This is a genomic window from Nocardiopsis protaetiae (assembly GCF_045446735.1).
GTDB lineage: Bacteria > Actinomycetota > Actinomycetes > Streptosporangiales > Streptosporangiaceae > Nocardiopsis > Nocardiopsis protaetiae.
This window is the reverse complement of sequence record NZ_JBJJBV010000242.1, coordinates 1-10,297: the sequence shown is the minus strand read 5'-3', so window position 1 is coordinate 10,297 and position 10,297 is coordinate 1. Positions and strand designations below refer to the sequence as shown.

The 10,297-nt window shown below is 67.9% G+C and carries 8 protein-coding genes, 1 tRNA gene and 1 pseudogene; 3 read left to right on the top strand and 7 right to left on the bottom strand.

Going from position 1 to position 10,297, the window contains the following annotated elements:
* Nucleotides 1-1,002: 1,002 nt before the first annotated feature.
* The 5 genes from ACJOT3_RS27460 to ACJOT3_RS27440 form a co-directional block, all read right to left on the bottom strand.
* A complete protein-coding gene (locus ACJOT3_RS27460) occupies nt 1,003-1,863 on the bottom strand; it encodes an ABC transporter ATP-binding protein (protein ID WP_406976012.1) in 861 nt (286 codons plus the stop codon).
* On the bottom strand, nt 1,864-2,697 hold the full coding sequence (locus tag ACJOT3_RS27455; RefSeq protein WP_406976011.1) for an ABC transporter ATP-binding protein: 834 nt from the start codon (nt 2,695-2,697) through the stop codon (nt 1,864-1,866).
* Entirely contained in the window at nt 2,687-3,679 is a 993-nt protein-coding gene (locus ACJOT3_RS27450; RefSeq protein ID WP_406976010.1) for a branched-chain amino acid ABC transporter permease, read from the bottom strand. The genes ACJOT3_RS27455 and ACJOT3_RS27450 overlap by 11 nt, the downstream gene beginning before the upstream one ends.
* Nucleotides 3,680-3,690: 11 nt before the next feature.
* Nucleotides 3,691-5,253: a branched-chain amino acid ABC transporter permease gene (locus tag ACJOT3_RS27445; RefSeq protein WP_406976009.1), complete on the bottom strand. Its 1,563-nt coding sequence runs from the start codon at nt 5,251-5,253 to the stop codon at nt 3,691-3,693.
* Nucleotides 5,254-5,580: 327 nt separating this feature from the next.
* Entirely contained in the window at nt 5,581-6,150 is a 570-nt protein-coding gene (locus ACJOT3_RS27440) for an ANTAR domain-containing response regulator (protein WP_406976014.1), read from the bottom strand.
* A gap of 164 nt (nt 6,151-6,314) precedes the next feature.
* Here ACJOT3_RS27440 and ACJOT3_RS27435 point away from each other — a divergent pair.
* The 3 genes from ACJOT3_RS27435 to ACJOT3_RS27425 all read left to right on the top strand — a co-directional run bounded on the left by ACJOT3_RS27435 (nt 6,315) and on the right by ACJOT3_RS27425 (nt 8,504).
* Nucleotides 6,315-6,387 (top strand) — tRNA-Leu (locus ACJOT3_RS27435).
* Between the two features lie 110 nt (nt 6,388-6,497).
* The gene (locus tag ACJOT3_RS27430; RefSeq protein WP_406976008.1) at nt 6,498-7,295 is read left to right on the top strand and encodes a transcriptional regulator; all 798 of its coding nucleotides are present in this window, start codon (nt 6,498-6,500) and stop codon (nt 7,293-7,295) included.
* A 249-nt stretch (nt 7,296-7,544) separates the two neighbouring features.
* Nucleotides 7,545-8,504, top strand: a complete 960-nt coding sequence (locus tag ACJOT3_RS27425; protein WP_406976013.1) for a DUF1266 domain-containing protein — start codon at nt 7,545-7,547, stop codon at nt 8,502-8,504.
* A 68-nt stretch (nt 8,505-8,572) separates the two neighbouring features.
* On the opposite strand, the gene pyk is transcribed toward ACJOT3_RS27425, so the two are convergent.
* Together pyk and ACJOT3_RS27415 are read right to left on the bottom strand one after the other, a co-directional pair.
* A complete protein-coding gene (pyk, locus tag ACJOT3_RS27420) occupies nt 8,573-10,006 on the bottom strand; it encodes a pyruvate kinase (RefSeq protein ID WP_406976007.1) in 1,434 nt (477 codons plus the stop codon).
* Between the two features lie 116 nt (nt 10,007-10,122).
* Nucleotides 10,123-10,297: pseudogene (locus tag ACJOT3_RS27415) on the bottom strand (prenyltransferase); the annotation flags it as partial.

Here is a 10,297-nt window from a genome sequence, read left to right as displayed (position 1 = left end):
GGTGCGCCCAAACCCTCCCGGCCCGGTCCCGGGCGGCCTCCCGGGATGAAGAACCACGGGCCCGCGCCCCGGCATGAGGTCGGCAAAACCGTCAAACGCGCCGCGACCCTGGCAGAACACAAGAACCAGACAGGTTAAATCTCAAGCTGAGCAACGGTTCGTTTGCAGGCGGAGCGTTCTTTCCGTGGACCTGTGTGGCTGAGCGTGCCGCTGGGCCCCGACCCGTCCCCTGGAAAACCCCCACCGCCCGGGACGTGCATCGAACGCATACGCCTCTTGGTCTGCCGAGCGTTGTACGTGGGGACGGCTCCGCGCCCAGCCCGGGTCTGTACGTTCCCAAGGGGTGACCCGTGGAGACCAACGCGACCGAGAGCGGCCCCCTACACCGCCCTCCGCAGATGGCGGGCGTTTGGGAAACCTGCTCTTGCTGTCTCACCCCCTGGGGCCGGGGTCCCGTCCCGCTCTACCGACACCCCCTGGGGCCGGGGCCGGAGGCCTCGTGCAGCCGTCACCCCCTGCGGCGGGGGTGGTCAGGGATGTGGCTGGGGACCCGGGTAGGTGGGAAACCCCCTGGGGTAGGGGAAGCGCTACGCCCTCCGACTGGGGCTGAGGGCCCCAGGGAAAGTGGGAAACCCCTATGGCGGAGGCCCAGCGCAGGTGGGAAACCCCCCGGGGCGGGAGTGGCCGGGCTGGGGCTGAGGGCCCTAGAGAAGGTGGGAAAACCCTATGGCGAAGGCCCAGCGCAGGTGGGAAACCCCCTGCGGTGGGGTCGCGGTAGCTGCAGCGTTCACCCGTATGGGGCTGGGGACGGAGGTGATGCCTTCGCCGACCGTCTGGGGCGGGGGGAAACGTTCCCGCCGTGCTTGGAACCCCGAACAGGCCACCCCCGCATTCCGCAGCGTTAGAAGAGCATGCGCGCACGTGGGCTGGTCGCCTACGGCGACCCCCTGGAGGGGTGGGGGCGGGGCCCGGTGGGGCCCCGCCCCCTTTGGGGTGGCTCGGTCAGTCCTTCTTGCCGAGGGTTCCCAGGTAGAGCTCGATGACGTTCGGGTCGTTCAGCAGGTCCGCGCCCGTGCCCGTGTAGGCGTTGCGGCCCTGGTCCAGGACGTAGCCGCGGTCGCAGATCTGCAGGCAGCGACGGGCGTTCTGCTCGACCATGATCACCGAGACACCCGCCTCGTTGACCTGCTTGACCCGCTGGAAGACCTCTTCCTGGTAGAGCGGCGACAGGCCCGCCGTCGGCTCGTCCAGGAGCAGGACCGTCGGGTCCATCATCAGGGCCCGGCCCATGGCCACCATCTGGCGCTCACCGCCGGAGAGGGACCCGGCCTTCGCGCGGCGGCGGTCACCCAGGAGGGGGAACAGGCCCGCGACGAACCCGAAGCGCTCCGCGAACGCCTTCGGACGCAGGTAGGCCCCCATCTGGAGGTTCTCCTCGATCGTCAGCGACGGGAACACGTTCTGCGTCTGCGGAACGTAACCCACCCCGCGCTCCACCAGGCTGTGCGCCGGCAGACCCGCGATGCTCTTCCCCCGCAGGGTCAGACCGCCCTCACGGATCGGGATCAGCCCGAAGATCGTCTTGATCAGCGTGGACTTGCCCGCACCGTTCGGGCCGATGATCGCCACGACCTCGCCCTCGGTGAGGGTCAGCGTGCACCCGTTGAGGATGTTCACCCCCGGCACGTACCCGGCCACCAGCTCCTTGGCCAGCACCAGGTAGTCCTCCGGGGCACCCACCTCCACGGACTCCTCCATGGCGTGCTCCAGCAGCTCCTCACGGTGCTCCTGGGCGACCACGGCCTCCTCCGCCGCCTCCGGGATCTCGTCGAGATCGGGCTTCAGGTTCCCATTCTCACTCATTCAGTCCTCCTCACGGGAACCCAGATAGGCATCGATGACCTGCTGGTTCGAGCGGATGTCCGCCGGACGGCCCTCGGCGATGACCTGACCCTGGGCGAGCACCACGATCCAGTCGCTGATGCCCATGATCACATCCATGTCGTGCTCGACGAACAGGACCGTCTTGCCCTCGTCGCGCAACGACGTGATGTGGCCCAGCAGCGACTGCACCAGCGCCGGGTTCACACCCGCCATCGGCTCGTCCAGCATGATCATGTCCGGGTCGGTCATCAGCGCACGCGCCATCTCCAGCAGCTTGCGCTGGCCGCCCGACAGCGAACCCGCCATGTCGTCGCGCTTGGCGATCAGCTTGAAGCGCTCCAGCAGCTCCAGCGCACGCTCGGTGTTGGCCCGTTCCTGGCTCTGCCACAGCGGACGCGCGAACGCACCCGCCATCCGCTCACCCAGCTGGCCCTTGGCACCCAGCAACATGTTGTCGAGCACCGTCAACCGGGTCAGCGCCTTGGTCAGCTGGAACGTGCGCACCATGCCGGCCCGGGCCACCTGGTGGCCCTTCTTGCCACTGATCCGCTGTCCCTGGAACGACCACGTCCCCTGGTCCACCCGGTCGAAACCGGTCAGCAGGTTGAACAGGGTCGACTTGCCCGCACCGTTCGGACCGATCAACGCCGTGATCGTCCCCCGCTGCACCTCCAGGTGCTCCACGTCCACCGCGGTCAGACCGCCGAACGAACGCCGCACGTTGTCGACCACCAGGATCGGGTCGGCCTTGGTCGAACCGGGCACCGTCTCGGTGCCCACCATACGGTCGACCACCGTCTCGTCACTTGACATTGATCAGCATCTCCTTGCGGTCCCCGATCAGGCCCTGCGGACGGAACACGATCAACAGCACCAGCAGCAGACCCGCGAACGCCAACTGGAGCGCACCGTAGTCCGGGCCGTCCAGGAACGGCATCCACCCCAGGTCACGACCCAGGTACTTCAGCAGACCGTCGGTGAAGTTCATCAGGAACCAGAACGCCATCGCACCGATGACCGGACCCCACACACGACCCGCGCCGCCCAGCAGCAGGATCGCCCATAGGAAGAACGTCACCTGCGGCTTGAACTGGTCCGGCTGGATCGACGCCTGGTGCATCGCCATCATGCAACCCGCCAGCGCACCGATCAGACCGCCCAGCACCAGGATCTGCATCTTGTACGCGAACACGTTCTTGCCCAGGCTGCGGACCGCGTCCTCGTCCTCACGGATGCCCTTGATCACACGGCCCCACGGGCTGTGGATCAGCAACCACGTCAGACCCACCATCAGCAGCACCAGCGACCACGTCACCACCATCGTCCACAGGTGCGTACCCGTGTACGTGAGGTCACCGAAGCCGTACCGGCCGCCCGGCTCGAACGGGTTCAGGGTGCGGAAATCGCCCGCCAGGTTCTGCAGACCGTACACACCGCCGGTCACCGGCTCGGCGAACCCGGCCCGGTACACCAACCGGACGACCTCGGCCGCCGCGATCGTCGTGATCGACAGATAGTCCGCCCGCAACCGCAGCGTCGGGATACCCAGCAGCAGTGCCAGCACCAGCGCGCTCAGCAGACCCACACCGAAACCGACGATCAGCGGCAGGTCGAACACCGCCACGCTGATACCGACGCCGTACGCGCCCACCAGCATGAAGCCGACCTGGCCGAAGTTCAGCAGACCCGTGTACCCGAAGTGCAGGTTCAGGCCGATGGCCGCCAGCGCGTAGATCGCGGCGATCGGTCCGAGGGCCGACCGCACGGACTCGGCCAGGATAGAAAGGATGTCCATCGTCTTCTCTCCTAGCCGACCCGCTCAGCACGCCCGAGCAGACCCTGGGGCCTGACCAGCAGCATGAGGATCATCAACGCCAGAGCCCACGCCTGCATCAACTGCGACGGGAACCAGAGGGTGGACAGCATCGCCACCAGGCCGACGACGATACCGCCGACCATCGCACCGTAGGCCGTACCCAGACCGCCCAGGATCACCGCGGCGAACATCAGCAGCAGCAGACGGAAGCCCATCTCGTACTGCACCACCTGGTTGAGGCCGTACAGCACACCGCCCAGCGCCGCCAGACCGCCGCCCAGACCCCACACGTACAGGGTGACCCGGTCCACGTCGATACCCGACGACTCCGCCAGGTCCCGGTTGTCCGACACCGCACGCATCGCCTTGCCGATCCGGGTGAACTGCAGCAGACACGCCACCAGCACCAGGACCACCACGGCCACACCCATGATCACCAGGTCGCGCGGGGGCATCGCGATCGGCCCCAGGCGCACCACCTCCTGGATCTGGAAACCCGCGTACCGGCTGCGGTCCGCACCGAACAGCACGAGGATCACGTGGCGCAGGATCAGCGCCAGACCGATCGACACGATGAACATCTGGATCAGCGCCACGTGGCGGCGGCGCAGGGGACGCCAGATGTACCGCTCCATGGACGCGCCCAGCACGGCGCCCATCACCACGGCGATGCCGGCGGCGATCCACAGCGGGACCTTCCAGCCCACCGAGTCGCCCAGCACGCCCAGCACGGTCGCCAGCGCGATACCCGCGAAGATCGACGCCCACTGGGCGATGATCATGACGGTGCGCGTCAGCCTCGTCTCCAGGAACGCGCCGATGAGGACCGCGCCGCCCAGACCCGCGAAGACCGCGAGCAGGGAGTTGCCCATGCCCGCCGCACCGCTGCTGAACACCAGCGCGACCATCGCACCGAAGGTGACCATGTCGCCGTGGGCGAAGTTGATCATCCTGGTGGAGCCGAAGATCAGCGAGAGGCCGATCGCGGAGATCGCGATCACCAGGCCGAAGAGCAGGCCGGCCGCCGTCAGCTGGATGACCCGGTTGCCGAAGGAGCCGCCGGACCCGGTGGCGGGGGCGACCTCGCCCTCCTCCGCCGCCGCGTCGGTGTCCGGGCTCTCCGAGTCCGTGGCCGAGGGCGACTGGGTCCCCGAGGGCTCACCGCCACTGCCGGATTCCAAGGCGATGATCAGCGGACGCTGATCGTTCGCCGCGACCTCCACCTCGGTCTCGCCGTCGACGAGGATGGCCGTCTCTCGTACGGAGAACTCTGCGGGGACGGACTCCTGGTCCACCACGACGCGGTAGGTGCCCGGTCCGGGCAGCTCCACCACCCAATTTCCATCAGAGTCGGTTTCGGCTGCCCCGATCTCGTCCTCACCGTCGAACACCTGGATCGAGATGCCTTCGACACCCTGATCCCGGTCGTTCGGGTTGCGGATCTGACCCTGCAGCGCTTCACCGCCCTGTTCGTCCGCCGTGGCCGCCGGCCCAGGGATCACCAGGATGGCGGTGATCAGGGCGAGCAGCACGGTCACGAGGCGTGTGCGCACGCGCGCTCCTTGCGCATCTGAGGACAACGGAGCCGTATGCGCGCATTCGACACCGTTGTCCATTGCTGTTCGGTGCCGCGAGTTTAGCCCGGTTTACCCTGGTCATTCAGCTCCGCTTAAACCACGTGACCCAAATGTCATCCCATCGTGCAGAAACGAGACTCAACCGTCACGAAACCCCCCTTGACGCTGGACACTTGTCTCGTTTCCCACCTGCTGGGTGAGCGATCTGCACATTTCCCACATGTTTCCGGCGAGTCCGGACACGACGGAGGGGCCGCATCCGAGTGGATACGGCCCCTCTTCAGTCGTCCTGCGCGGCGTCCGTTAGGACTGCTTGCCGCCGAGGGTCTCCACGACCGTCTCGGCGACCTTGCGCATGGTCAGGCGGCGGTCCATCGAGTTCTTCTGGATCCAGCGGAACGCCTCGGGCTCGCTCATCCCGTGCCGGCTCTGGAGCAGGCCCTTGGCCTGCTCCACCAGCTTGCGGGTCTCCAAGCGCTCCTGGAGGCCGCCGACCTCGGCCTCCAGCGCCGCCAGCTCGGCGTACCGCGAGGTCGCCATCTCGATGGCGGGCACGAGGTCGGCCTTGCTGAACGGCTTGACCAGGTACGCCATCGCGCCGGCGTCGCGCGCCCGCTCCACCAGCTCGCGCTGGGAGAACGCGGTCAGGATCACCACGGGGGCGATGCGCTCCCCGGCGATCCGCTCGGCGGCCGAGAGGCCGTCGAGCACGGGCATCTTGATGTCGGTGATCACCAGGTCCGGTTTGAGCTCGCGCGCGAGCCGGATGGCGGCCTCCCCGTCCCCGGCCTCGCCCACGACGGCATAGCCGTCCTCCTCAAGCATCTCCTTGAGGTCCAGGCGGATCAGGGCCTCGTCTTCCGCGATCACCACGCGGCTCTGCGTCCTCGTCACGTACATGAGGTTACCGAGATCCGCTAGGATGCTGATCGTCGGGCCCGGCAATGCTGGCCAATCGTGACATCACCGTTGGCCGACCGTCGCCGGGCCAACGCCTAGGGGCCACCTTGAGACCGAACCGGACATAAGCCCCAAAGGCCCCGATAGCCCAACGGCAGAGGCAGCAGATTCAAAACCTGCACAGTGTGGGTTCAAATCCCACTCGGGGCACACACCAGACGAAAGCCGCCCATCGGGCGGCTTTCGTCGTTTCGGACATATCGCCCCTGACCTGGGAAGACGTACGCGGTTTGTCGTATGCGTGAGCAAGTCTGCACAGCATGTACTCACGCGACATCGTCGACAAAGCCCTCCGCCTCCACTCCCAAGGACACAGCGACCAGGCCGTCGCCAACGCCTGCGGCGTCTCCATCCACGCGGTCCGCCACTGGCGCTACGGTCAGCGGCGGCTCCTCGGCATGGAACCCAGCCGCAAGAACCGCCCGACCTACTGCCCCCTATGTCACGGAGAAGAGCTCAAGGCCAACGCCTACTCCTACCTCTTAGGGCTTTACCTGGGGGACGGCCACATCGTGCGAGGGCGACGTGACGTCTATGTCTTGTCGGTCTACTGCGATGAGAAGTACCCGCGCCTCATGGATCTGTGCGCGGAAGCCATGGAAGAGGTGTTCCCCATCCGGTCCTACCGGGTGTCCCGCGCTGGTGCTTGCACGGCGGTCCAGGCCTCCTCCAAGCACTGGTCCTGCCTGTTCCCCCAACACGGACCCGGCATGAAGCACACACGGAAGATCCAGTTGGAGGCATGGCAGCAAGCGGTCGTGGAGGCACACCCGCAAGAGTTCATCAAGGGACTCATGCACTCTGACGGGTGCCGAGGAAACAACCGGGTTCGCCGCCGGACACGTACAGGCTGGAAGTACTACGACTACCCCAGGTACGAGTTCGTCAACGCCTCTCAGGACATCGTGGGTCTACTGACCGCCGCTCTCGACCTGCTGGGCATCCCCTGGAAGAGCAGGATCCAGCGGCGTCCTCCTCACCAGGACAAGATCATCATCGCGGTCGCAACGAAGGACGCCGTCGCCCGCCTCGACGAGTTCGTCGGCCCCAAGAGCTAACCGGGAGGTTTGAGACCGAGTGAGCCGAGGCTGGTCGGGTGGGCGGTTCGGGCGGGGCGGAACCGGTGTAACTACCCGGCCGGTTCGGCACAAAAAGGGCCTTTTGTCACTTCATGGCCGGGCAAGGCGGGTCTAACCGGTCACATCACGGCCACAACCTGAGTACAACCCGTGGGTTCGGTCGCCGACGCAGGTCGGCTTCGATGATCCTTGAGAATCGGAGACGGGTTCTCGGGAGAGGAGCAGCCGGTGCTGACCGTGGCGGCCGGGGTGTTCGGCGCACTGGTGATCGGCGCCTGGGTCGTGGTGGCCTGGGGGTCCGGTCGGCGTCGCCCGTGGCTGCTGACACCGGTCGCGCTGCTCGTGGTGGTGCTGGTGGCGGTGGCGCCCGGGTGGGCGTTCCTGCCGGCGGTGGCGCTGGCGGCGGGCTCCTTCGTGGAGCTGGTGCTGGGCTCGCGGGAGTCGCCCGCGCTGCGCACCCGGGACGCGGACGCTCCGTTGAGCACCGAGCGGTGGGCGGCCGCGGTGGCCGCGCCGTTCCGGGTGGCGCTGGCCGAGCCCTGGGACGTGGTGGCGCGGCCGACGCTGCGCAGGCAGTACCGGCGATTGCTGGAGCGGCAGTGGGGTGTGACGGACCGCGAGTCGCTGCTTGCGGCGATCGACCGGCAGATGGACGACCTGCACCAGGGCGCCAGCCTGGACCTGGTGGTCGACCTGGCGGCCGGTGTCGCGCGTTCGCGGCTGCCGCGCGAGCAGGGCGGCCACTCCACGGGGGAGCAGGTGCGCCTGACGCCGGAGCAGGTGGGCCGGCTGCGGATGGTGACCGGGGTCGCCGAGGGCGACGAGACGGTGATCATCGGCGCCTACCAGTGGTGGAAGTCGGTGCACGTGATCCGGCTGGTGTGCGGGGGCGCGACCCTGGACTGGCTGAGTCCGGTGGAGTCGCAGACGACCCTGCGCCGGGTGGCCTCGGACCTGCAGCGGCGGTACTCGTCGTGGCAGCAGTTGTCGATGGCGTTCCACGCGGGCTACCTGTTGTGGCCGGAGAAGGGTGTGGAGGGCGACCACGGCGGTACGGACCGGGTGTGGGCGGCGCTGGGGATGCTCACGGAGGATCCGCGCAGCCCGTGGAACCTGCTGCCGTGGGACATGCCGCTGGAGCGGGTGATCCCGGAGTCGGGCGGTCAGGAGCAGGAGTCGCACCGCTGACCGGGTCCGGTCCCGGTCCGCGGGCGCGGCTCATACGCCCCGGACCGGTAACCGGACGGTGAGTGGCGTCAGCTTCCGTCCAGGGCGACGGTGTCGCCGAGGCGGTGGACGCGCAGGGAGTTGGTGGAACCGGTGGTTCCGGGCGGGCTGCCCGCCACGATGACGACCTTGTCACCCTTGGTGTAGTCGCCGAGCTGGAGCAGTTCGCTCTCGACCTGGCGGACCATGTCGTCGGTGTTGTCGACCCAGGGGACGAGGTTGGTCTCGACGCCCCAGGTCAGGGACAGGCGGCCGCGGGTGCTGGTCTCGGTGGTGAAGGCCAGCAGCGGGATGGGCGAGCGGTAGCGCGCCAGGCGGCGGGCGGTCTCGCCGGACATGGTGAAGGCGACCAGGGCCTTGGCGCCGATGGTGGCGCCGATCTCCGCGGCGGCGCGGGCGATGGCCCCGCCGGTGGTCTCGGGCACCCGGTTGAGGATGTGCGAGGCGCGCAGGGATTCCTGTTCGGCGGCGCTGATGATGCGCGCCATGGTCTCGACGGTCTCGACGGGGTACTGGCCGACGCTGGTCTCTCCGGAGAGCATGACGGCGTCGGCGCCGTCGAGGACGGCGTTGGCGACGTCGGAGGCCTCGGCGCGGGTGGGCCGGGGGGCTCCGATCATGGATTCGAGCATCTGCGTGGCGACGATGACGGGTTTGGCCTTGTCGCGGCAGCGTTCGACGGCGCGCTTCTGCACCATGGGGACGTTTTCGAGGGGGAGTTCGACGCCGAGGTCGCCGCGGGCGACCATGACGGCGTCGAAGACCTCGATGATGTCCTGGAGGCGTTCGACGGCCTGGGGTTTCTCGACCTTGGCGATGAGGGGGACGGTGATGCCCTCCTCGTCCATGATGCGGTGGCATTCCTCGGCGTCGGCGGGGCTGCGCACGAAGGAGAGGGCGACCATGTCGACCTTGTTGCGCAGGGCCCAGCGGAGGTCTTCCTCGTCCTTTTCGGTGAGGGCGGGGACGCTGACCGCGACGCCGGGGAGGTTGAGTCCCTTGTGGTTGGAGACGGTGCCGCCGTAGATGACCTTGGTGTGGACATCGGTGCCGGTGGTCTTGGTGCATTCCAGCACGACGCGGCCGTCGTCGATGAGGACGCGGTCGCCGGGGCGGACGTCTCCGGGGAGTCCTTGGTAGGTGGTGGAGACCCGGTGGACGTCGCCGGGGACATCGTCGGTGGTGATGGTGAACTCGTCACCGACGTTGAGTTCGACGGGTCCGTCGGCGAAGGTGCCGACGCGGATCTTGGGACCCTGGAGGTCGGCGAGGACGCCGACCGCTCGTCCGACGTCCTCGGCGGCGGCTCGCAGGTTCGCGAGGTTGGCGCTGTGGTCGTCGTGGGTTCCGTGGCTGAGGTTGAGTCGGGCGACGTCCAGTCCGGCGCGGACGAGCTTGCGGAGGATCTCCGGGCTCGACGTGGCGGGACCGAGGGTCGCGACGATCTTTGCTCGACGTGTCACGGGTAACACTTTAGAGCGTCCGGGGGATGCAGTGGTCTAAACCAGGTTGCGAATGGACGTATCTCAGGCTGCGCGAAGGCGAATGGGGGCGGTGCAGAAACGTTCGCGCGGGTGTGTCAGCGGTCGTGCCGGGGGGTGGGCACGCCGTGTTCGAGGCGTCCGTAGGCGCGCAGGATGCGCAGTCGCTGGATGGTGCGGATGCCTTCGAGTTCGAGGGTGGCGGTGGTGTCCCAGTGGTCCCAGTCGGCGTTCCAGCCGCCGTCGGCGCGCTGGGTCTTTTCGAGGTGGTCG